Annotated in this window: 16 protein-coding genes and 2 tRNA genes; 9 read left to right on the top strand and 9 right to left on the bottom strand. The window is 50.0% G+C overall.

Features of this window, described 5'->3' with window-relative positions:
* Nucleotides 1–123 precede the first annotated feature (123 nt).
* From DZC79_RS20270 to DZC79_RS20260, 3 genes are all read left to right on the top strand, one after another.
* Entirely contained in the window at nt 124–903 is a 780-nt protein-coding gene (locus DZC79_RS20270) for an enoyl-CoA hydratase/isomerase family protein (protein WP_118953448.1), read from the top strand.
* Between the two features lie 186 nt (nt 904–1,089).
* Nucleotides 1,090–2,133 carry a WD40/YVTN/BNR-like repeat-containing protein gene (locus DZC79_RS20265; protein WP_118953447.1) on the top strand — a complete coding sequence of 348 codons (1,044 nt, stop codon included), beginning with the start codon at nt 1,090–1,092 and terminating at the stop codon, nt 2,131–2,133.
* A gap of 139 nt (nt 2,134–2,272) precedes the next feature.
* Nucleotides 2,273–2,346 (top strand) — tRNA-Asp (locus DZC79_RS20260).
* Nucleotides 2,347–2,681: 335 nt separating this feature from the next.
* Here the strand turns inward: DZC79_RS20260 and DZC79_RS20255 are convergent.
* Complete coding sequence (locus tag DZC79_RS20255) at nt 2,682–3,665, bottom strand: NAD-dependent epimerase/dehydratase family protein (protein WP_118953446.1); 984 nt, start codon at nt 3,663–3,665, stop codon at nt 2,682–2,684.
* Between the two features lie 557 nt (nt 3,666–4,222).
* Here DZC79_RS20255 and DZC79_RS20250 point away from each other — a divergent pair.
* A complete protein-coding gene (locus DZC79_RS20250; protein WP_157977305.1) occupies nt 4,223–5,614 on the top strand; it encodes a T9SS type A sorting domain-containing protein in 1,392 nt (463 codons plus the stop codon).
* 365 nt (nt 5,615–5,979) lie between these two features.
* Here the strand turns inward: DZC79_RS20250 and chrA are convergent, their stop codons facing one another.
* Entirely contained in the window at nt 5,980–7,239 is a 1,260-nt protein-coding gene (gene chrA, locus DZC79_RS20245; protein ID WP_118953444.1) for a chromate efflux transporter, read from the bottom strand.
* Nucleotides 7,240–7,289: 50 nt separating this feature from the next.
* Nucleotides 7,290–8,963 carry an RluA family pseudouridine synthase gene (locus DZC79_RS20240; protein WP_118953443.1) on the bottom strand — a complete coding sequence of 558 codons (1,674 nt, stop codon included), beginning with the start codon at nt 8,961–8,963 and terminating at the stop codon, nt 7,290–7,292.
* A gap of 249 nt (nt 8,964–9,212) precedes the next feature.
* On the opposite strand from DZC79_RS20240, the gene DZC79_RS20235 reads away from it, so the two are divergent.
* Together DZC79_RS20235 and DZC79_RS20230 are read left to right on the top strand one after the other, a co-directional pair.
* A complete protein-coding gene (locus DZC79_RS20235; RefSeq protein ID WP_118953442.1) occupies nt 9,213–9,536 on the top strand; it encodes a DUF6660 family protein in 324 nt (107 codons plus the stop codon).
* A gap of 101 nt (nt 9,537–9,637) precedes the next feature.
* A complete protein-coding gene (locus tag DZC79_RS20230) occupies nt 9,638–12,019 on the top strand; it encodes a heavy metal translocating P-type ATPase (protein WP_118953441.1) in 2,382 nt (793 codons plus the stop codon).
* Between the two features lie 59 nt (nt 12,020–12,078).
* Here DZC79_RS20230 and DZC79_RS20225 read toward each other — a convergent pair whose 3' ends face one another.
* Nucleotides 12,079–13,008: a glutamate--tRNA ligase family protein gene (locus tag DZC79_RS20225; protein WP_118953440.1), complete on the bottom strand. Its 930-nt coding sequence runs from the start codon at nt 13,006–13,008 to the stop codon at nt 12,079–12,081.
* 129 nt (nt 13,009–13,137) lie between these two features.
* On the opposite strand from DZC79_RS20225, the gene DZC79_RS20220 reads away from it, so the two are divergent.
* Nucleotides 13,138–13,211: transfer RNA gene (locus DZC79_RS20220), tRNA-Asp, on the top strand.
* 200 nt (nt 13,212–13,411) lie between these two features.
* Here the strand turns inward: DZC79_RS20220 and DZC79_RS20215 are convergent.
* Nucleotides 13,412–14,176, bottom strand: coding sequence for a LytR/AlgR family response regulator transcription factor (locus tag DZC79_RS20215; protein WP_118953439.1), 765 nt, complete (start codon nt 14,174–14,176; stop codon nt 13,412–13,414).
* A gap of 131 nt (nt 14,177–14,307) precedes the next feature.
* On the bottom strand, nt 14,308–15,141 hold the full coding sequence (locus DZC79_RS20210; protein WP_118953438.1) for a helix-turn-helix domain-containing protein: 834 nt from the start codon (nt 15,139–15,141) through the stop codon (nt 14,308–14,310).
* A 459-nt stretch (nt 15,142–15,600) separates the two neighbouring features.
* Between DZC79_RS20210 and DZC79_RS20205 the strand changes: the two genes are divergently transcribed.
* A complete protein-coding gene (locus DZC79_RS20205) occupies nt 15,601–17,511 on the top strand; it encodes an FG-GAP-like repeat-containing protein (protein WP_198666974.1) in 1,911 nt (636 codons plus the stop codon).
* Between the two features lie 183 nt (nt 17,512–17,694).
* On the opposite strand, the gene DZC79_RS20200 is transcribed toward DZC79_RS20205, so the two are convergent.
* On the bottom strand, nt 17,695–19,395 hold the full coding sequence (locus DZC79_RS20200) for an SBBP repeat-containing protein (protein ID WP_118953436.1): 1,701 nt from the start codon (nt 19,393–19,395) through the stop codon (nt 17,695–17,697).
* Between the two features lie 281 nt (nt 19,396–19,676).
* Here DZC79_RS20200 and DZC79_RS20195 point away from each other — a divergent pair, with 281 nt between their 5' ends.
* Nucleotides 19,677–20,228 (top strand): dihydrofolate reductase family protein, encoded by a 552-nt coding sequence (locus DZC79_RS20195; RefSeq protein WP_118953435.1) that lies wholly within the window; start codon nt 19,677–19,679, stop codon nt 20,226–20,228.
* A 92-nt stretch (nt 20,229–20,320) separates the two neighbouring features.
* On the opposite strand, the gene DZC79_RS20190 is transcribed toward DZC79_RS20195, so the two are convergent.
* Entirely contained in the window at nt 20,321–20,761 is a 441-nt protein-coding gene (locus tag DZC79_RS20190) for a DUF1801 domain-containing protein (protein ID WP_232831890.1), read from the bottom strand.
* An 81-nt stretch (nt 20,762–20,842) separates the two neighbouring features.
* The gene (locus DZC79_RS20185) at nt 20,843–22,348 is read right to left on the bottom strand and encodes a serine hydrolase (RefSeq protein ID WP_118953434.1); all 1,506 of its coding nucleotides are present in this window, start codon (nt 22,346–22,348) and stop codon (nt 20,843–20,845) included.
* Nucleotides 22,349–22,654 lie beyond the last annotated feature (306 nt).

Genomic DNA, 22,654 nt, shown 5'->3' with positions numbered 1-22,654 from the left:
GCTTCACAGATGATTCCCCGAGCAGGGCCTCAATTTTCTTTTTAAGTCAATAGCCTTATATTTGACGGCGTTAAAAAAACGGCACGCCGTTTTGTATTTCCATTCAAAAAATTAATTGCAGAAATGTATCAGACCCTTAAGACAGAACTGGCCGAAGGTATCTATATCATTACGATCAACCGCCCCGACAAGCTGAACGCCCTGAATAAAGACGTGATCAACGAGCTGGGACAAGCGTTGGAAGAGGTATATACCAATGCAGATATCCGCTCGGCCATTATTACCGGCGAAGGCGCCAAGGCGTTCGTGGCCGGAGCCGATATTACCGAATTCACTGATCTGGATGCTCAGGGTGGCTCAGCGCTGGCACAGGTGGGACAGGACAAAGTATTCAGCAAGATCGAAAACGCACCCAAGCCCGTGGTGGCTGCTGTAAACGGCTTTGCCCTGGGCGGCGGCTGCGAGCTGGCGATGGCCTGTCATTTCCGCACGGCGAGCGAAATGGCCAGGTTCGGCCAACCGGAAGTGAACCTCGGCCTTATTCCCGGCTACGGCGGCACACAGCGCCTGGTGCAGCTTATCGGCAAAGGCAAGGCTATGGAGCTGCTGATGACCGCCGATATGATCAAAGCCGACGAAGCCAAAAAACTGGGGTTGGTCAACCACGTATTCGGCGCAGAAGAGCTGCTGTCCAAAACCCGCGAGCTGCTGCTGAAGATCCAGGGCAAAGCTCCCCTGGCTATAGCCAGGATCATTGCTTTGGTCAATGAAGCGGCAACTGCCAGCAGCACCGGCTACAGCAACGAGATCAAGGCTTTCGGCGAATGCTTCGGTACGGAAGATAAAAAAGAAGGCACTGCGGCTTTTCTCGAAAAGAGAACGGCAGTATTCACCGGTAAATAAAGCGGCCTATAGCCCCTTATATATCTTATTTATCCTTACAGGAGCCGGCCGGGCAAAAAAGGCCGGCTCCTTTTGTAAACCGCCCGGGACAAAGGCTGCGGGAAACCCAACGACCACTACATTTTTCCTCGTCTTCCTTTGTACTTTAAACTTTTTTTTATAATCTTGAGAAAAATTTTCCAGTACATGCAGAAAGGATTTCTACCTTCCGTTTTATTGGCCTCGGCCGTTGCCTTAGTTACGTTACAAGGATGTAAAAAAGACAATGGGATCGGTGTAGATAACGATAAGGTGGTGAAGACGCCTTACAGTCTTTACGTTGCCGACGATAAGGGCTGGCTGGTGAACAGCTCGGATGGTACCACTTTTTCCAGCATATTTCCGCCTGACGGCTTTGCGCCCAACCTGATCCTCACCTCGCGCACCAACCTGCTGATGCTGAAGCAGAACCTGCACCTCAGCGCCAACAACGGGAAGAACTTCAATCCGGTATTCTCCGATGTGAAACATTTTCCCTGGCAGACCATGGCTTACGATTTTCCGGGACAGAATACCGTCTTTATCTGCAGCAATACCGAAAGAGGTATTTCCATAAGCAAGGACAACGGAAAGACCTGGCAGGAAGACCGCGCATGGGAAGACAACCCGCCGCCGGTGTTCAATATCTCCAGCTTTTCCGGGCTGGGTAACAATGCCGTGTTTGCCTACTCCAACCTCAACAACCTGATGTTCCGTAAAGACGCTCCAGACGCTAACTGGAGAACAGTCGTTATGGAAGGCGACTTCCTGCGGACAGAAGGCACAGAATTTTTCCTGACCTCCAATCCCAATACCCTTTTCCTTACCGACTACCTGGGACGCGGCGGTGTATGGTACAGCAGCAACGAAGGCCTGAACTGGACCCGTATCGGCCAGGGCGCCCTGCCCTTCTTTCATCACTGGAATTGCGCACTCTCACCTGATGGCGGCAACAGCCTGCTGGTGGGTACCGATACTATGGGCGTCTATCGTGTAGAGAACGGCTCTTTTGTTTCAGCTACGGTAGGCCTGGAAAAGAACACCAGCGTGTACCGGATGGCATTGAAAAAGAATATTTACAAGAATGACGCGGTACGCTCCTATGTGTTCATTGCAACCAACAAGGGTGTTTACCGCAGCGAGGACAGCGGCCGCACCTGGGATAAGATGACTTTTGGCTCATTCGACGCTTCCTACAAAGCAGCCTATTAAAACCAGATCTTTTCTGATAAAGGCCTGCCACCAGCGCAGGCCTTATTTTTGCCCGTTTTTTTGAAAAGATTTTGAGAATTAAAAACAGCCCCTTATCTTTGCACTCCTTTCGACAGAGAAAGGGAATAATTGAAACGTTGGATTGGTAGTTCAGTTGGTTAGAATGCCGCCCTGTCACGGCGGAGGTCGCGGGTTCGAGTCCCGTCCAGTCCGCGAAAGGCCTCACAGCAATGTGAGGCCTTTTTGTTTTTTTTCTCTCGCGGCGAAAATGCGGCAGAGCGATCCGCAGCCCCTATTCTTTGCGCCTTGACGCCAATGGCGGTTGCGGGGCAAACGTAAAACGTAAGTACTTCGGAAGAGGCTGAATGTAATCTTAGCACCTAAAATATTTGTTCCCGGTTTATAGCTGGTTAGTTATCGACCTGTCACGGGGTTCGAATCTCAATCTAGTGACAATTACCCATTTAGCCGTCCGGGCTAAATGGGGTTAAAATATAGGATTCTTAACTATGCCCATGAATTACAAGATTTAGGACACTATTTACAGACTAGCTGATGGGGTAGGGGCCGTCCGTAAAGCGCTCTGCATGATATCCTTTTGAGCCGGTTAATTGTGCAAGTGGGCTGTGTAAACTTTCTCCTGCGTTTATACGTGCTACTACGTAAGCGAAATCATATGTTGGCTCCCACCCTAGCTCTTTCCTCGCTTTCTCATTTACATATATCCGGTCTATGCTTTGGTGCATCTTCCATCCGCGATGACTATACGCTGTTGTATAAGCCGGTACGGTGCGCAGTACTACCTCCGGCGCATTGTGACGCAGGCCATGCAGATCTGCAGGGTTGAACGGCGTAGTAGCGCTGATAATATAAACGCCCCATCCTATGGAGGGAGCCTTTTCTGCCGCCAGCAAATGTGCATTTACCGCGTCTTCCAGCTCTACCCTGCGAAACAAGAATTCGTTGGCCTTCAGGTTCTCGTCCTGAAATGTTTCCCGCATATATTTGTCATCGTCTTTTTCAGGAAAGAAACGGGAAGTGCGGAGTACGATGCAGGACAGGCCGAAATTTCTGTAGAAGAGCTGACAAAGATCTTCCGCTGCTTTTTTGGTCACCCCGTAAATATTCTTGGGTTGTGGCTTTACTTCTTCCGTAATCCAGGCGGCAGGCGCTCCGGCAGGCGGCACTAAAGCATCCCCAAAAACACTGGTCGTGCTGGTAAAAACAAAACGCCGCACGCCAGCAGCCACTGCTTCCTGCAGGAGGTTAAGCGTGCCGGTAATGTTGGTCTCTACGAATTGCTGCATAGTATGCGTGGCCACATGGGGCTTATGCAGCGTGGCCGCATGTAAAACGGTGGTTACTCCTTTCATACAATCGCTGACAAAGGAGCGGTCAGTAATGGAGCCTACATTAGTCGTAAATGCAGAGGGCCGGATATCCAACCCGATCACTTCAGCAGAATTTTGTCTTAATGTGCGTACCAGCGCCTCTCCAAGATGCCCGGCGCTGCCAGTTACCAAAACTTTCATGTCTCTATTTTTATGGGAATGCTACAAAATTGAAAAAAAATCCCGCTCCTGGGCAGGACAATTGTCCCGCCAGTATTCCCTAAAACAACATTGAAGTATTGAATACGGCAGGCCGAAAGGCTACGCTCCAATAAGACGGCCAAAAGGAAAAAGATCTGTTTTTTTATTCGAGAGTATCAACATTTTACGGAAGAAGTCATCGGCCATGAAGGGAACATTAAATGTTGAACCAGGGAATCCCAGAGGTTCTGCCGCGCGCTCATTAAATACTTCACAGATAAGTGTCTGCAATTTAGATGTGAAAGCTCTGGTCGTAATCATCGCGATAACTGACACTGCCGTAGCCGATATTACCGAAGTATGCGGATGCAACCCATTACGGTCTCTTAGATCTGCTTAAAGCCGCGCTATCCTCTAGTTCAATGCGCGTAATAAAGGCATGATAGACCAACCCCAACAACTTGTACTTCCCCGTAGTATTTCCTCGACAAATCCCACTTCACATAATTTATCGATTAGTGCAACCTAATTTTGCGCCGATATTAAATGATATGACTATGAAAATCATCTTTCCTGCGACAATTTTTGTCACTTTATCTGCAATCACAGGCACATTGTATGGACAATCCCCCGTCACAGGCGTTTTTACAGATTACCACGGATTCTGGTCTTCCAGCGCTGCTTCAGTAAGTTCCGTACAACCGGATAGCAGTCACCAGCTGTTAGCTTTCACGTACAACGGAACTACTTTCGCTACCGGCGTCAGCAATGCTGTTCTGACCGATAACGCTGTCGCTTTTCAACCGGCAGTTTTCAATTCGTTTACATTGGCCAACAATTCCATTACACCTGGCACCGGCACGGTTATTGGGGTAGGTAATTTATATGGCGGCGGCAGCGGCAATGTACTCCCTTTGCCTGTTACCAATAATCTCAGCCAATATCTCAGCGATGGCGTCAACGGCCTGGACCTCGGGACAGCTATTTTCAACGTCCCATCGTCAAAGATGAATTATAATGTTTCCAGCTTAAATACAGGCTCTATTGGTGACAATACACCCGATATTATCGTAACACAGGTTGGACAACCGCCGGCAGCCGGCAGCCTCGATACCTTCTCCTTCGAAAATGCCTCTGGTGTAGTAGTAGGCCATCCCATAGCTGTAAGCCTCTCCAATATCAGTGTGGTCGCTAATGGCAGCTGGAAATTCTACGACCCGGGAAATCCGCCAACTTATAATGCAGGCCTCCAGGGCTTGCGGCCGCTGAGAATGGTTGGTTTCGATCTGGCTGATTTCGGTATTACCGGCGCCAATATCGGTTCAGTTGCCCGCTTTGTACATAAATTGAGTGGAAACAGCGATCAGGCTTTCCTGGCTTATAATACGGCGTCCTTTAATGCCAATACCGGTGTGGTGCTTCCTGTTACCCTTATAGATTTTACGGCCCGGAAGTCGGGAAGCTCGGTTCGCCTTGCCTGGAAGGCAGGAAGCGCCAGGCTCTTCTCTCATTTTGAATTACAACGCAGCGCTCCCGACGACAAGCATTTCGAAAGCATTGTCAGCATTCCGTTTCGCGAAGCAGACGGATGGCAGGAGTACGGCTATGACGATATAAACCCTGCTAAAGGGCTGAATTATTATCGCCTTAAAATGGTTGACCAGGACGGCGCTGCAGCCTACAGCACCGTTCAGCAGATAAGCCTCAGTAATGACAACAGCGATGTGATCATTTTTCCTAATCCCTCGACCACCAGGTTTTCGATCCGTGCCACAGATGTCATAACAGCGGTTACCGTTTATGATCTCAGTGGCAAAGCAGTACATCCTCTTATCACAGGCAGCGGTAATTCCATAACCATCGATGCAGCAAAGCTTTCACCTGGCAATTATACAATCCATCTGCAGGCAGGCAACACTACCGTTGTAAGGAAAGTAACGAAAAAGTAACCCTACACTGAATCTGAGCTTTCTAAGGACGCGCTCACTAATTGTCAAATATGAAATGGACGAGGTGATTGATCACCTCGTCCATTTTTACGAACACTATTATTTATTTGTTTAAACGAAAGATAAATTATTACGTCGGAACTTTCAAAAACGGAACATGCGGATGCGTATATCCCGGATCTTGAAGGTATCACTGATCATAAAAGAAATGATCAAACAACCATGATAGGATCAGGCAATAATGAACCATGATGCGAACTACCAACTTATAGACTTTCAAAATGCACTGAAATAGTGAAGAAACGTAACAGACTACACAGGACTGACCCCGTTCCCAGATAACCATTTAAAAATGCAAGGCCTTTTTAAATCAGGTGAAGCAAATACCCGAGCACGGCGCCGCCAGCTACAATATATGCTGTATTAAGATTTTTGAAAAGAAAAATAAGAGCAAGGCTAACGACTGCAATTAAGACGGTACGCCAATCCTGGATTGAATAGTTGAACAGTTCTGCACATACAGCAAAAACAATCGCTACCGATGCTGCATTTACAGCGTCCAGAAAGGCAGCCATTATTTTTGATTGGCGCAGTCGCGGCATAAAAGGGTTCACTAATGCAACAAACAAAAAAGAAGGCAGGAAGATCCCGACTGTAGCCGCTAAAGCACCGCCAATCCCTGACAGCTGCCAGCCGATAAAGGTTGCGGAGGAGAATACAGGACCAGGCGTAAACTGCCCGACGGCTATAGCATCTGCCAGCACTTGTTTTGTGATCATTCCTTTACGGACAAGCTCGGCGTCAAGAAAGGCAAACAGCACATAACCGCTGCCATATAAGATTGAACCGATCTTAAGAAAAACCCAGAATACCTGGGTATTCGTAAAGGGTGCGATTATCATAGGCATGATACTGTTCAAAGTATTTTTCGCCTGTACCAGGTGCAAACAAATGCCAGCAAGACCGGCGCCGAACAGAACGGCAATTTCATTAGCTCCCATCAAGACGGCAACCGTGCAAAGAATACCCACAATCCATAATACGGTTGTCTTGAATGCTTTCCTGCCGAGCGAATACATGGCCGATAGTACTACCGCAATTATTGCCGGTTTGATGCCATACAGGAAGGGGGCGACTTCCGGTAAGTTGCCGTATTTACGGTATGCCCAGGCAAATACAGCAGTTATGATCACTGCAGGAAGTATAAAACATAAACCAGCTATAATAAGTCCTTTCCATCCTGCACGTTCCTGCCCGCAATGCATGGTCATTTCAGTTGAATTAGGCCCCGGTATCAGGTTCGTTGCGCCCACCAGGTCAAGAAAGTGTTCCGGGCTCATCCATTTCTTTTTCCGGACGACTTCCTTTTCCATCATGGCTATATGGACGGCAGGGCCGCCAAAGCCGATGCAGCCAAGCTTGAAGAACAGCTTAGCCAATTCCCACAGATGGTTGTCTTTTTTCAACACGATACAGATTCTGATTTCATAGAAAAGTAAGGAATTCAAATACCTTTTAACCAGTTTTGGTGTTATCGTTTTTTGAATATACTGAGCGGGGCCAGGAAAGCGCCGACCGGTAATTTTCAGAAAGGCGGCTACCAGGAAGTGTATCTTCAGGAGCATCCCTCGAAACCTTCCGAATACTCACCGGCCACCTACAGAATTGCATGGTCTCAGAAGGCCTCCTTCAGCTCGAAGCTCATCCTGGCTCCGGATACCGGGTGTATAAATTCAAGACAGGCGGCATGCAGGTACAGCCTTTCGGCGGCAGTACCATACAGGTCATCACCCACAATAGGCGCATTAAGACCCAGCTCGTGCGCGGCATGCATCCGCAGCTGGTGCGTGCGGCCGGTAAGGGGCCAGAAGTGGATCTTAGTCCGGCCGTCTTTATGTTCTATCACTTTCCACCGGGTTACGGCTTTCTTACCCATCTCAAAACAGACCAGCTGCCTCGGACGGTTGTCCGGGTCGCCACGCAGGGGCAGGCTGATCTCGCCTTCCCGGTTTTGCACTTCGCAGTTGAGCAATGCAGTATAGCGTTTGGTCACGGTGCGCTTCAGGAACTGTTGCTGGATATGCTTGTGCGCCGCCCTTGTTTTGGCCACGACCAGCAAACCCGAGGTAGCCATGTCGAGCCGGTGGATCATCATCGGCTCGATGGTTTTAAAAGCCTGCTTCAACCGCAGGTAAACCGAATCGCGGATATGGATGCCGGGCACCGAAAGCAGGCCATGCGGCTTGTTAACGACCACAAAATGATCGTCTTCAAAGAGGACATCGAGCGCCTTGAGCGCGCCAGGATTGATTAACAAAGGGTCCTCGTCCAGCGCCATTCCTTCCAGCATATGCTTCAGTATGGGTTTGCATTTCCCGGTACATGCAGGATAAAACTGCCCATGCACCCTGATCTCCGATCTGGGTGATGCGCCCCACCAGAACTCAGCCATCGCAAGAGGCTTGTATCCCTTAAGGAAGGCATATTGCAGCAGCTTCGGCGTAGCGCATTCCCCGGCAGCTGAAGGCACGCCTAAAACCGTTTCGCTGAAAATATCCTGCAGGCTCCGCCTGTGTCCGTATTGATTGAGGAAAGTATATTGCTCAAAAAGCTGCTGCTGCAACGCTGCCGATTTTTCCTTACGCGCTTTCTTTAATGCTGCTATGCGGCCGTCATACGGCGCCATACGGCTGCGCAGCTGGCTTAACCGCGCTTCACATACCGCATTGAGCACCGCCAGGCGATGCTTATCGTGTAGGCTGGACTTGATCATCAGGGCCTCAAATCCGGCGTACGCTTCCGGGGACAGGCTGTTTCTTTGCTCTTCGCGTTGCCTTTTACGATCCAGCTTGTTGGCTTTGAGCAAGGTCTTAAAGCCGGATATTTCTTTTTCCACCTGCAGGATCAGGCCTTTCAGCTCCTGCTGCAGGGCGGTGTAGCTTTCGCTGGTCTCGATGTCCTTAACCTGGCGATTGATGTCGTTCAATATATACTGCTCCTTAAGGAAGAAGCTATCTTCTGCCAGCATATCAAAAACAGGCGGCACAAAGCGAAGATGGCTGTTCGAATTGCCCAGCTTCCCGGAAAAGGCAGATAAATAGCCCAACCTTCCCCCGCCATCCTGCACGACCAGGATGCCAAACATTTTGCCGATGGCCATGCCATGCGCATCCCTGTCAAGACCGAAATTATGATCAAGCCCGGTCTGCGTTTCCAGGAGGTGCTTCAGCTCCTCAGCCGCTATCTTGGCCAATGGGTGGGGCTCATAATAAAAAGGAAACGTAAAACGCTCCGGCATGGCTATGCCCCGAATGTCGTTTTCCTTAAAATAAATAACCTTGTCGGCCATATTTCTTCCTCTGATTTCCTGCAAAAGTAAATGAAGATTTTCTTCTGCACCGAGCCCTCTTACGGGTAGTTGCGCAACCCCGCAAAAGCAGAACAGGCCGGGTTGATACGACAAAGCTATCGTCAGTGCCGGTACGGCAAGGTGCAATACAGATTTTAACTACGGCAGAATCAGACAAATTGCAGCGTACAGGGGTACGGTATTGGTACTCTGGAAAGGCTATGCCCATAATTGCTTATATTTGTTTACATGAAATGGCTGTCCCTGGTCCTGGCAATACTGGTACTGACCTTAAGCTGCATTCCCTGCAGCGACAGGCAGACCCTGGGACAGGAACAGCAGCTGCAGCCGCTGCACAGGATAACCGGACATCCGGATGCTGCCGCACATAACGATACTTGTTCTCCTCTTTGCCAGTGTGCCTGCTGCGTTGTCGCCTTTACCCTCCCCGCGCCCGCTTTGCCCGGCGCTCTATGGCTGCCACCAGAGCAGGATATTCTTTTTCCTCTTCACCGCGATCGCTTTCCCAACAATATTATGCTGTCCATATGGCAGCCGCCTCGCTTGTCCTGATCTGCTTTAAGGGTACCGGGCAGACCTGCGGAAAAGAGTCCCGCACCAAAGTGGCCTTTCGCCGGTGATGCCTGCTTTTCTCATTTCTTTACAAGACAATCATGCAAAAAATAAAAATAGCGCTGGAGCTGGTACTACCTGGTGTTCCCGATGAAAAGGATGCTTGTATCCGGCGGCTCGTTACAGCCCTGCAAGAGCGGAAAGGGCTTGAAAAAGTACACCTTGCCAAAGGCGGGGACAAAGAACCCGCGCAGCTGTGCTTCCACTTCGATCCTTTGGTCATCAGCCTGGAGCAGATCAGGGGTATAGCCCTCAAAGAAGGCGCTGCGATCACGCAACGTTACGGCCACCTGCTTACCGAGGTCCAACGGATAAGAGAGATCAACGAAGCCACAGCGTTGGAAAACCTGCTCAGGAAACATCCGGGCGTGCTCGACATATCGGTATCGGCCACGGGCAATGCCCGTATAGAATACGACAAGACCCTGACCGATGCAGGTCGCATCTTGCAAGCCATACAGCAAAGCGGATTCCCGCTTCTTTCTACAAAAGGTAAAGACCATGGACATGAAGGGCATGACCATAAAGACGGCCACCAGCATGGGGCAGCTGCCGGCGAAAGGGCAGCCTGGAAAATATATGCGCCCACGGCGGTCAGCCTGCTTATGCTGCTGCTGGGCGTTGCCGCCGACAATTTTATACACCCTGGCTTTTTCAAAGGCTGGACGCGTCCCTTGTGGTACGGACTGGCCTATCTTCCTGTCGGCCTGCCGGTAGCCTGGCAAGGGGTAAGACTGATCGTAAAGGGCGATGTGTTCACCGAATTCCTGCTGATGACCCTGGCCACGGTAGGCGCTTTTTTCATTGGCGAGTATCCTGAAGGGGTGGCTGTCATGCTGTTCTATGCGATCGGGGAATTGTTCCAGGATGCCGCGGTAAACCGTGCCAAACGCAGCATCAAGGCCCTGCTGGATATACGGCCTGCCTCGGCCTGGGTACAGCGGAACGGCAGTTTTGAAGAAGTGCCGCCGGACAACGTGTTGGTCGGCGATATTGTACAGATCAGGGCCGGGGACAAGGTACCGCTGGATGGCGAGATGCTGAGTCCCGGCAGCGTCTTTAACACCGCAGCGCTCACAGGCGAAAGCAAGCCCGCCAGCATCAGCAAAGGAGAAACCGTATTGGCCGGCATGATTAACCAGGACAAGGTAGTGGAGCTGAGGGTAACCAAGTTGTACAACGACAGCTCCCTGGCCCGCATCCTGTCTATGGTGCAGGAAGCCACTACGCGTAAGGCCAGAACGGAACAATTTATCCGGAGGTTCTCCCGCATCTACACGCCGGTCGTGGTTTTCCTGGCGATCGGCATCGTGCTGCTCCCCTACTTTTTCGTGCAGCCCTATAATGTTAACCAATGGCTGTACCGTGCGCTCATCTTCCTGGTCATCTCCTGTCCCTGCGCTCTCGTGATCTCTATTCCCCTGGGTTACTTCGGCGGCATCGGCGCTGCTTCCCGCCACGGCATTCTTTTCAAGGGCTCCAATTATCTCGACCTGATGCAGAAGGTCAATATGGTCATTATGGATAAGACCGGCACGTTGACCAAAGGCGTTTTCAAGGTGCAGGAAGTCAAAAGCCTGGTGCTGCCCGAAGCCGACTGGCTGCCGCTGGTCGCCGCGCTGGAAGCGGCATCCACCCACCCTGTCGCCCGGGCCGTGGTCGCCTATGCCGGCGATGCAGCCAGGGAACTGCGCGTCGAAGGGCTTGAAGAGATCGGCGGGCATGGCATCAAAGGCCTTATCGGCAGCAGGACCGTACTGGCCGGCAACCTCAAGCTGATGGATAAAATGGGTATCGGCGACACAGATGCGTTGCGCGACATCAGCGATACCATCGTGATCGCTGCTGTTGACGGCCGGCTGGCCGGCTATCTTACCATTGCCGACGAGATCAAAGAAGATAGTCTCCAGGCCATCGCAGAGCTGCAGCGGGAAGGGATCGCGACGATGATGCTTTCCGGTGACAAACAATCGGTCGTTGATAAGGTTGCCCGGGCATTGCATATCGACAAGGCTTTCGGCGATCTGCTGCCCGATGGCAAAGTGCAGAAGGTAACGGAGCAGCAGCAGGATAAAAGTAAAGTGATCGCCTTCGTAGGCGATGGCATCAACGATGCACCCGTACTGGCCCTCAGCGATGTGGGTATGGCTATGGGCGGACTGGGCAGCGATGCTGCTATCGAAACAGCGGATGTCATTATCCAGACCGATCAGCCCTCCCGCATTCCGAAGGCTATCCGGATCGGCAAGGCGACCAACCGGGTGGTGTGGCAAAACATTATCCTGGCTTTCTTGGTCAAAGGCATTGTGCTTATCCTGGGCGCAGGCGGACTGGCTACGATGTGGGAAGCCGTCTTTGCCGATGTTGGTGTGGCGCTGCTGGCCATCTTCAATGCAATGCGGATACAGCGGATACGTTTCTAAGTCAAGCCGGAAGTGCTTCACAACGGTACGCTGCCGGGTCTTCTCTCTGAAGTTTATTATTACGTCGGCAGCAGCATACTGAGTCCCCGCCAGTCCTTCAGCGCTCCCGGAATGCCCAGCTGGTTGCCGATCAGGGTAAAGACAGCCGAAGGTGTTTTCCCCTCCCGGCGCAGGTAGCGCACAGAAGTGGCGCCGGCCGATTTGGATAGCTTGCTGCCATCGGGCAATATCAGCAAAGGGTGATGGTAAAACAAGCTGCGTTGAAAAGCATCATTACCCAATACACATGCAAGGTAAAGCTGCGCTATGGTAGACGCATAAAGGTCCTGTCCCCTTACGATAAAGTTGATGCCGAAATGGGCATCGTCCACTACCGACGACAATTGATAGGCTGGACAACCGTCCTTTTTCCGTACAACAAAGTATTGCTGATCTTCCGGTAAAGCAACAGCAACGGCCCCTTGCAGTGTGTTCATCATAAGCGGTTCCGGCTTCCTGGTATCGAGCCGCCAGGAAAGGCCGGGCTGACCGGGATCCAGGTTGCGATCCAGGCAGGCGCCGGTGTACCGGCCTGAGATGTCGAGCTGCAGGATGTCCTTGCGGGAGCAGTTGCAGGCAAATGCCTTGCCCCGGTCCTTTAGCTGCTCTAATGCCTGCCTGTATAAAGGCATGCGGTGCCGCTGCGCATATTCGCCGGCAAAGGAAGCGGCATCGCGGGGGCCTTCGTGCCAGGGCAACTCCAGGAAATTGAGGGTATCGAAGATATCCTGTACATATTCCGGACGTACGCGCTGTTGGTCCATATCGTCTATGCGCAATACAATGGTGGCCTGGTAACGTTCGGCGAGCAAAGCTGTCAGCGCAAAGGAAAGAACATTGCCCAGGTGCAGGAAGCCGCTCGGCGTCGGCGCGATCCGGGTCTTATACCGTAGCGGAGGCCTGGTAAGCGATGCGGCGTGCGGCGTTTGCTCTTCTGTGCTGCTGGTCATACGGCAGTAAAGGTCGGGAAAAATCGGCTTGGGCCTGGCCTATGTGAAGCACCTCTCGCGAGAAAAAATTATTTCGATATTTGTTCTTTTTCAGAAAACATATTACCTTTGCGCTCCCGAAAGGGGAATGGATTGGTAGTTCAGTTGGTTAGAATGCCGCCCTGTCACGGCGGAGGTCGCGGGTTCGAGTCCCGTCCAGTCCGCGAAAGGCCTCACAGCAATGTGAGGCCTTTTTGTTTTTTCTCTCGCGACGAAGATGCCGCCGAGCGATTCCGCAGCCCCTATTCTTTTTGCGCCTTGATGCCAATGGCGGATCAAGCGAAAAATAGCGGTTGCGGGGTAACCGTAAAACTATTGTATCCATGTTCAGACAACAATCACCCTGCGTTGGCGATGCCGGATATCAGCGTCTGTTATCCCGCCACTGGCTGGCAATCGCTTCTAAAAATCTTTCCTTCCGGGAAGCGGCAACATCGATCGCCCCTCCGTCGTGCAGCATCAGGTACCCCCCTCTTCCTTTGACATACTGGTCAACATAGGATAGGTTGACAATATAGGAATGGTGTATCCTGAAGAATGCCGGCGCCGGTAATAGCTGCTCGCAGGCGCCCAACCGGATGCTTACCAGGTCGCTTCTGCCATCCGCAAAGAAGAGAAGCGTATAGCTCCCCGAGGCTTTGCAATAGACAATATCACCCGGCCGTACAAACTTATAGCCTTCCAGAACCGGAAGAGCGATCTTCCCTTCGTTATTATTCTTATCACTCCCGTCCATCAGCTCCTGCAACAGGGTGTTGGCCTGTTTCAGCGCTATTCTTTGCTCAGCTTTGTATACGGCGGCTTGCAGCTCATTGATACCTATTGGTTTGAGCAAGTAATCCAGGGCCTGCAGCCTGAAAGCGTCCATGGCATACTCACTGCAAGTCGAGGTAAAAATGATCTCAAAACAGGGATTCTTAATTTCTTGTACCATGTTAAAGCTTCGCCTGTCATTTAGCTCAGCACCAAGGAATACGATGTCTGGCCTGAAAGCCTGAATGGCAGCTTGGCCAGAATCCGCATCTCCTGCAGCAGCAACAATAGCGATACCCGGGCAATAGGTATGCAAAAGCGATTCGAGGTATTTTATGTCCGTGTCGTTTTCATCAATGAGTATGGCGCTTTTCATAGCTTGGGGGATCGGTTTCAGATACAGCAAAGCCTGCCAGGCAATAGCTTACGGAGGTATTGCCTGCAATAGATGCGGTATCAAAAATAGGAGCACGACGGAATGGAGGTATAGTAAAAAGGCGACATTTTTCAGGTGCCGCGCTCGAAGAGGTTTACCAATTTCAAAGAGCCGGGAAGTTCTTTGTCGATGGCAGAAGGATTATGTCCTGTAAATTGCTTGAATTCATGGATGAGATGCATCTGGTCGTGGTAACCGAATTCATGCGCGATCTTTATCCAGGATAATTGCGGGTGCCCTTCTTTATACATATACGCCTTGGAGAAACGGATAAGCCTTGCAAATAATTTAGGAGACATACCCAGCCTCTCGATACATTTCCTTTCAAATTGCCGCTTGCTCAGACAGCTTAAGGCAGCCGTTTTTTCGACGCTTAAGTTGCCATGGTGCTTCACCAGCTCGTTGATCGCCTGGTCGAAGGGGAGCAAAGCTTTGGCCCTGGACAGGCGCTGCAGCAGGAACTGCTCCAGGATCGCCGCCTGGGCCGCCGGTTGCCAGGCGTCTCTTAATTGCCGTTCCACAAGCGCAATTTCAGTTCCGAAGATGTCGACGGCATCCACCTCCTTATTGGTAAGCTCACCTATGGGAATACCTGTGAGCCTTTGCAGCCCGCCGGCCCGAAAGCTGACCGCCACTGTGAGCGCTCCTTTTCCAAAGTCCAGATAAGTGTCCGTCAATTGCGGACCTACCACGAAACTGGAGCCCAGCGTAGTAAAAGGATCCTGCGCTTTTTTCTTTACGCCGATCAGGTCGCCCTGGATATAGAAGCATAGCCGTATCTGCGCCGACCACGGATAATGATAAGAAGAGGGAAGCCCGGCGCTGGCAAAGTCGGCATCCATAACGCCAATAGAGCTTATGATTGACCTCAATGCCGGATGAGGCTCAAAAAAGAATTGTTGCATAGTATCTGGTATTGAATTTTCATCTGTACAATCGTGTCGGTAGACAGTTGTGATTCATCTTCGTTTACGGATCAATAAAATATCGCCAGGCCATCCTCATTGTTATAGCTTTTTACCTCAGCTGAGCACTCCATATTGATCAGGTGCTATTGGTCATAACGATACCGAAGCTAAAAAAAGTAATTGTTAATTCTTGCGAATGTAAAGTGACGCAGAAGCTAATCCCGCATTGCGGCAACGATTAAATCCTGTGCAAACTTGTACGTTCATGTCAATATTAATATTCCGGAACATTCAATACATAATATAATTCGTTCTACTTTTGCTGCGATAACCATTAACCATTTTTTCCGCGCAGGCATCCTGCATATTTTTCAAGCCATGAACAGTTCATTGACGCTTTTGCGAAAAATTCGCTTGTCCGCTTTACTTTTATTGCCTGTTGGTTGCTTAGGCCCAATGTCCTTCGGACAGTTAACCTACAGCAGCCAGACACCCCTCTACGACTTTGCCGGCACAGGATTTGCACTGGTGCAAGTCGCAGACTTCAATGGAGACGGCTATGTGGATATTGCTGTCGGCTCGGGCGTTGGAGGCGGCATCACCTACCTGCAGAACAATGGTACCGGCTCTTTCAGCACACCGGCCGCTAATCCTTTTGCTACCTTTACTACCAGCACACCCGCAGGATTTACATTGAATACTGCCGGAACCACTGTCGCTGATTATGACGGCGACGGAGACCTCGATATATGGTGCCGCGTCAATGGTGCAGGTGGCGATGTTTACCTGAGAAATGACAATGGCCTTTACAGCAGCCAGACGCCCCTCTACGACTTTGCCGGTACGGGGTTTGCACTGGTGCAAGTCGCAGACTTCAATGGAGACAGCTATGTGGATATTGCCGTCGGTTCGGGTGTTGGAGGCGGCATTACCTACTTGCAGAACAATGGTACCGGCTCTTTCAGCACACCGGCCGCTAATCCGTTTGCTGCCTTTACCGCCAGCACACCCGCAGGATTTACATTGAATACTGCCGGAACCACTGTCGCTGATTATGACGGAGACGGAGACCTCGATATATGGTGCCGCGTCAATGGTGCAGGTGGCGATGTTTACCTGAGAAATGACAATGGCCTTTACAGCAGCCAGACGCCCCTCTATGACTTTGCCGGTACAGGGTTTGCACTGGTGCAGGTCGCCGACTTCAACGGAGACGGCTATGTGGATATTGCTGTCGGCTCAGGCGTTGCAGGCGGCATTACCTACTTGCAGAACAATGGTACCGGCTCTTTCAGCACGCCGGCCGCTCATCCGTTTGCTGCCTTTACTACCAGCACACCCGCAGGATTTACGTTGAACACTGCCGGGACCACTGTCGCTGATTATGACGGCGACGGAGACCTCGATATATGGTGCCGCGTCAATGGTGCAGGCGGCGATGTTTACCTGGGAAATTCCGGTGAAGCGCCCCGGCTGATCTCCAGTTTGCCCGCCAATAATGCTACCAATTTTGCCGTCGATGGCAATATTGTATTGACCTTTAGTGAAGCTGTCGCAACGGGTGCTGGTAACATCTACATCCGGCGGCTCTCCGACAACGTTGCTGTACAGACGATAGCGGCTAATAGCGTCGCTGTAGCGGGGTCGGGAACAGCCGCTATTACGATAAATCCGCCTTCAGATCTTACCCAGAACACAACCTATTATATCACTTTTGACCAGGATGCTATTGCCGACGTTGATGAAGGATTGATATTCGGCTATATTGATACCAGGAAGAACAACGTAAGAGCGCCTTACACACAAAATAATTTTCTTCGCTTTACCACGGCAGTACCCTTACCTGTAACATTAACTCAATTTACAGTCAGATGCTCTAATGAAAAGGCGCTGCTGGAATGGCAAACCGTTACCGAGCGCAATAGCCGTGATTTTACCATCCAGTACAGCAACGATGGTAAAAGCTGGACGGCTATAGGCCAGGTTAAGGCAGCCGGCAATAGCGACCATGTCGTTAACTATCAGTTTTGGGATCCCCAGGTTCTTCAGGAAAAAAATTATTACCGGCTGATACAAACAGATAGGGATGGGCTACAGATGGTCAGTCCGGTACAGTCGTTGCAAATAAATAAGACTGCGGGTATTATCGTATATCCCAACCCGGCCGCGGATAACGTAACCGTAAGACTTCCGGAAAGCGGTGCTGGGACGATAGTCATTTATAACAACATGGGACAGGAGGTGTACCGGAACCTTGCCCTTTCCGCTGCTGTTCGGCTTTCCCTGGCGAACTTGTCATCCGGCAGCTACCATCTCATCCTGACTCAAAACGGCAAACGATATGCAGTACAGCTACAGCACCGGTAATCAGATTTCTATTTGAGTGTAGGAATTCATTCAATTTGCGTCCTACCTTTTCAACAAACGACAGAACCCGCTCTGGTAGCGGGTTCCGTCATTTATCATATTCAATAGCTTGTGCCGGTCAAAATCAACTTGTCGCAGCGACCGGCACCAATACCAAGCCGGCATGATACCGTCCGGGCCGGTTCAATTTTTCAGGATTTTCTTAACACTTATACGGTCGTCGTGTTGGTATACTTCCAGCGTGTAAATGCCAGGAGCATTACGGATTTCCATTTCTAACCGGCTGCCATTATGGACAGGTCGTCTATCTGTTATCTGACCTAGTACATTTTTTAAGACGAGTACACAATCACTACACTTGCTCTTAAGTTCGACAACAAACTTTCCATTTGTCGGGTTTGGATAGACTTTAAACATATCAAAAAAAACGAATTCCCTAATACCAACAGGTTCCGGTTTCAATTTTTGTATAAAAACATCATAACTTCCTTTGGTGGCAACGAGATTGAAACTTGCGGGTCCGGGGTCGAAATCTGCCGTGTCGTTGAAATAACCGATGGTACATACATTATCATTACCCCGCACTGCCAGGGATTGACTCCAAACCTCCCGTGTTCCTCCAAGTTTTTTTGCCCATATAAAATTGCCCGCTGAATCCAGCTTGCTGATATAAGAATCAGCATTGCCGCCGGTCAGGTTAAAAACACCTGCCCCCGGGTCAAAATCTTTTGTTCCGAAAAACTGGCCGGTATTATAGACATTATTATCTGGGTCCACAGCAACGGACCAGCACCAGAAGCCCCCGGTTTCTTTTATCCAGACAAGACTTCCTGTGGGGCCGAGTTTGAAGATTACCGTACTATCATTCATGTAGTTACCACAGGCATATACATTGCCTCCCTTATCCACAGCTATTCCGTTTCCCTGCTGGGCCCCTTTTATTTGGGTTGCCCAAACGAAGTTGCCCGATGCATCCAGCTTGCTCACGTAAACATCTGTTAGATCGGTTATTGACGTAGATCCTATTGGCATAGGTCCGTTGAGCATAAATGTTCCTGGCCCGGGATCAAAATCTACCTTCCCGTTGAAAAATCCTGTCGAATAAATATTGCCCAGGTTATCAACGGTTATAGCATATCCTGCTTCAAAACTGGTATCGGGTCCACCCAATCGCCTGGCCCAAACAAAATTACCAGACGCATCCAACTTGCAAATAAAGGCATCCGTTGTGTAAAAGATACCTACTCGCCCGGGACTAAGATGAAAAGTGTCTATACCAGGATCAAAGTCAGTCTTTCCATCGAAAGAGCCGGTAATACAGACATTACCAGCTTTATCAACAGCAATGGCATTCGACATCACCGGATACGGATACATAAGACTTATTTCTGCCTCGCCGAATTTCTTCGCCCAGGCAAAATTGCCTGATGCGTCAAGCTTGCACACGAAGGCATTGAGAGACGGTGACGAGGTCAGGTTAAAAACGATCGGCCCCGGATCAAAATCGGCAGTTCCCAGGAAATTGCCAGTGATACAGACATTGCCATCGCCATCTACAGCAATAGCCGTGCAACGTTGGTCGCCGGGGCCTCCTATCTGCTTTACCCAGATAAGATTACCGGCACCATCCTGTTTGACTATGGCAACGTCATAACCTCCGCCAGAAACAAGGTTGACTATTCCCGGGCCAGGATCGAAATCTGCTGTGTCTGGGAAGTTAGCAGCGCTGTATATATTGCCGCTGGCATCTGTCGCTATGGAGACTCCTTCCGCTACCCCGAAATGTTTAGCCCAATCCAGCGATTGGCCGAAAGCGCCGGTATGGCCGACTACAATCATCGCCATACCCATCAAACCCCTGCACATCGTTTTGATTCGTTTCATATTTCAGTTATTTAAACAACACGGATGGACCCGATAGCTTGCATGGATATAATCCAATCAATAAGGATAGACATTGCTTTTGGTCATTTGGATAGCCCGGTGAATGTTAAATACAAGTATTCTGCCAGCACTACTCCCGGAATACCCTGCCAGCCAGACGGGAAGGTGAACAAGTGCTTTGACTTAAAAGCCCCCCTTTTTGTCGCAGGTTGCCCTCATTACATTTAATACCAGTACCTAATTTTGACTTAGCTTTTTAAGAACAACTAAAAATCATCAAAATGAGAACAGTAACATTTGGTATGAATATCAGCATTGATGGCTATTGCGACCATACTACTTTTAATCCCGGTGAAGCGCTTCATGATTACTTCACACACCTGATGGAGGATGTCGACCTGCTTTTTTTCGGCCGTATCATGTACCAGCTTATGTTTCCCTATTGGGCCGATGTCGCCAGGGATCAATCCGGCACAGCAGAAGAGAACAGGTTTGCCGAAAGGCTGACAGCCATCGATAAAGTAGTTGTCTCCCGGACATTGGACCAAGTGCCGGGAAATACGCGGATTATTCGGAGTCATCCAGCAGAAGCGCTGGCGAAGCTGAAGCAGCAACCCGGCAAAAAAATATCGGTGGACAGTGTAAGCATGCTCCCGGAGCTGATCGCGGCAGGCCTCATTGATGAATTCCACCTGGTTGTTCACCCGGTGTTTGTGGGGAAAGGAAGACGATTACTGGATGCCGGCAGCCTCCAGGAAAACTTTAATCTGAAGCTGGTCGATACCATAACATTCAAATCCGGCTGTGTGGCCCACCATTACCGGAAACAGTGATAGGAAATGTTTTTTCCCGAAGCAGTACAGGGATTAAGGACCGGCAATTAGCCATAGCAAAACGGTTGCAGCAAAGACATTATTTCATCAGCTCAATTTTCATCATGGGCTTCAAACCCGTAACGTATGGCCGCTTCTAGCACCTCCATGTTTATATCCTTCAACGCTTTGAACCGGATACAATAACCGGTTACGCTCGCCTTCCCCAGCGCTTTTCCATAAGTCTGCGCTAAGTAGGTCTTATCCTTGATACCAAGAATATAGACGGATATCCCGGTTTTGTTCGCACTCAAACCAACCTGGTAGAAATCCCTGGTGGTGCCATCGGCATATTTAATAGTGTAAGATCCATAGCCGACATTAGGGTTGGCCACAATTTTACCATCGCTGTCCTTACCATCCAGGAACCACAGCTTAGCCATGGGGAACAGGTGAATGATGCGCAGGTGCAAGGCCTCCAGCCCCTTGCGTTTGGGTTCGGCCTGGCCGGCTATATACTGTTTGATCTGCTCCGGTATGTTCATATATTCCATCAGGAATCGTTTACCCTGCCATTTCAAATCTAGCGCTTTTCCTTCACCTTCGTTTACTTTTCAATGTAGAAAGAGCTGTACCTATCGGGCTGCCAGTTTCTTAAACACGGTGCTCTTTTGTATATCCATGTCAACCTCCGTTATTGACCCTTTATTATCGACCGGGAAATTGAGCTCGAAATCGGGATCCATCTGCTGTGGGATATCTTCGGTCAGCCGGAACCGGAAAGTATTGTACTGCCGGTGCTCCAGGCGGAACCGGAAGCCGGGGAAAAGCGCGTAAAGCTGCTGTCCTTCCTTTTCCACTTCAAATGTGCCATAGCCTTCGTTATGGTATCGCCCGCAAAAATCTTCCAGGGGATGCGTCGGCTTCTTATCATCATTCACCGGCTTAATTACTTTGTCAGGCTTAACGATATCGTATCGTTCCATCTCATAAGCATAAGCCTTGCCGCTATCGACCCCAAGCATCCGGTTAGCAATCATATTAGCAATGACATAAGGCAGGCTGCTGTTTTGCTGGTTCGTCAGCACAACAATACCAAACTGCTCCACGGGAAATAAAACCACGTTGGAAGAGAAGCCGGAGACCGCGCCGCCATGGTCAACCTTGTAATGCCCTTTGTACACGCTCGTATTCCAGCCATAACCATAACCAAAGAGATAGCTCTTTTGCTGAGGCCCATCAGGCGGTGTCCCTTTAATGATCGCCTTCATGCTCATAGCATTCTTTACAAAATCTTCCGAGAGCAGCTTCTGCTGCCGGAACACACCCTTATTCAGCCATAGCATCATCCAGCGTGCCATATCTTCGGCCGTGCTGTTTACCGCCGCTCCCGGCTTGTCATTATCCGGCTTCTGGTACAAAATCTTTTCAATCTTATCCTGGTAAACACCATAGGGCAAGGAATACTCCTTTGCCTGGAACAGGGCTTCCAGCGATGTGCTGGAATGGGCCATCTGCAAAGGTTTAAAGATACGGCCGGCTACCAGGCGATCCCAGGTGTCGCCATACACCTGTTCGGCTATCGTTCCCAGGATAATATAGCCAAAATTGCTGTAGATCCAGCTATTCTCAGGCGCTCCTCCCGGCTTTAGAAACGGAAGCCGGTTCATCAGCGCCATCCTGTCGGCAGCAGGAAAAAGAACAAAAGAACCATCTGCGCCGCCGATGCCGCTCCTGTGATCCAGCAGATCTTCTACCGTAACCACCTCATTCATCCGGTCGTTGAAAAACTGAAGGCGGGGAATATAAGCCGAAGGCTTCGCCTGAACCGATACTTTATGTTCATCCTGCAGCATACCGATCAAAGCAGCAGTAAAAGATTTGGTATTGCTGCCTATAGGAAACACTGTTGCACCAGTAACAGGTAGCTTCTGCTCATAGTCCCTGTAACCAAATCCTTTCGTATAGATCACCTGCCCCTTATCGACTATGGCTACAGAAGCGCCTACAGCTTTATAGGCTTTCATGATATTCCCGATCTCCTCCTCCACCCCTTTCAGGCCCTGGCTGCCTTGAGCATACAATAATGAAGGCAGTAATAATACCGGCAGCAGCACCAGCTGTGCGCATATCTTTTTCATTCGTTATCTTTTCAAAGTTTGGTCAGGAACAATTTTCCGGAAACGAATATAGCATTAAATATAGAAGTGTAACAGCTGTCTGCCTACCTGGTTTCCCGGCGGTGGCCTGCACCAATTTATGAATGGGAATGCTCCTTATTTAACGAAAAGGAAACACGGGTTCCGCCGATCCTACAGGAAGCTTAATACAATATGTACATTGGCTTCTGAGGCTATTTTTCCAAAAACGTATGCTGCAGCACACTGAATTCAATCAGGACATCTGCAGCCATGCTGAAAGCAGACTTCAGCTCCCCTCTTTTGCAT

Origin of the sequence: Taibaiella helva (genome assembly GCF_003545695.1) — a bacterium.
Taxonomy (GTDB): Bacteria; Bacteroidota; Bacteroidia; order Chitinophagales; family Chitinophagaceae; genus Taibaiella; species Taibaiella helva.
This window is presented reverse-complemented; position numbering and strand designations above follow the sequence as displayed.